The organism is Streptomyces sp. NPDC028991, from assembly GCF_055564775.1.
The window spans coordinates 1-1,176 of record NZ_JBVHVP010000073.1 but is presented as its reverse complement, the minus strand read 5'-3'; the positions used below and the strand labels follow the sequence as shown (position 1 = coordinate 1,176).

Here is a 1,176-nt window from a genome sequence, read left to right as displayed (position 1 = left end):
GTGACGGTGGACACGGCCTGCTCGTCGTCGCTGGTGGCTTTGCACCTGGCGGCGCAGGCGCTGCGGCAGGGCGAGTGCACGATGGCCCTCGCCGGTGGTGTGGCCGTCATGGCGACACCCGACTCCTTCATCGGCTTCGCCCGGCAGCGCGCGCTCTCGGCCGACGGCCGCATCAAGGCCTTTTCGTCCTCCGCCGACGGCACAGGCTGGTCGGAGGGTGTGGGTGTCCTGCTGCTTGAGCGGCTTTCGGATGCCCGGAGGAACGGTCACGAGGTCCTCGCGGTGGTGCGGGGTTCGGCGGTCAACCAGGACGGTGCCTCGAACGGTCTGACGGCTCCGAACGGCCCGGCCCAGCGGCGGGTGATCCGCAAGGCGCTGGCCGGTGCGGGTCTGACGTCGGCGGACGTCGATGTCGTGGAGGGGCACGGTACGGGGACGACGCTGGGTGACCCGATCGAGGCGCAGGCGCTGCTGGCGACCTATGGGCAGGGGCGTGCGGAGGGCCGGCCGTTGTGGCTGGGCTCGCTGAAGTCGAACATCGGGCATGCGCAGGCTGCCGCCGGTGTGGCGAGTGTGATCAAGATGGTCGAGTCGATGCGGCGCGGTGTGCTTCCGGCGACGCTTCACGTGGACGAGCCGACGTCTCAGGTGGACTGGTCGGCGGGTGCGGTGGAGCTGTTGACGGAGTCGCGTCCGTGGCCGGAGAGCGAGCGCCCGCGCCGGGCCGGTGTCTCGTCGTTCGGTGTCAGTGGCACGAACGCGCACGTGATCCTGGAGCAGGCACCGGCTGAAACTGAGACTGCGACTGAGGCTGAGGCCGAGTTGCCTTCGCAGGTCGACGGTGGAGCGGTGCTGCCGTTCGTGGTGTCGGCGAAGGGGTTGGGGGCGCTGGCCGGGCAGGCGCAGCGGCTGGCCGCGTACATCGAGGGCAGTGAGGCCGTCTCGGCGGCCGGCGTGGCGGGGTCTCTCGTCTCCGGGCGTGCGGTGTTGTCGGATCGTGCGGTGGTGGTCGCGGGTTCGCGTGAGGAGCTGTTGTCGGGTCTGGGTGCGCTTGCCGGTGGTGAGTCGGACGCGGCGTTGTTCAGGAGTCTTGTCCCTGGTGGGGGCAGTGGTCCTGGTGGTGCGGTGTTTGTGTTCCCGGGTCAGGGTGCGCAGTGGGTGGGTATGGGTCGTGAA

1 protein-coding gene is annotated in these 1,176 nt (G+C 70.2%); it reads left to right on the top strand.

The genetic code is table 11. From position 1 onward, the window contains the following. The coding region (locus tag ACZ4V1_RS35875) for a beta-ketoacyl synthase N-terminal-like domain-containing protein (RefSeq protein WP_468345366.1) at positions 1 to 1,176 on the top strand (1,176 nt) is incomplete at both ends.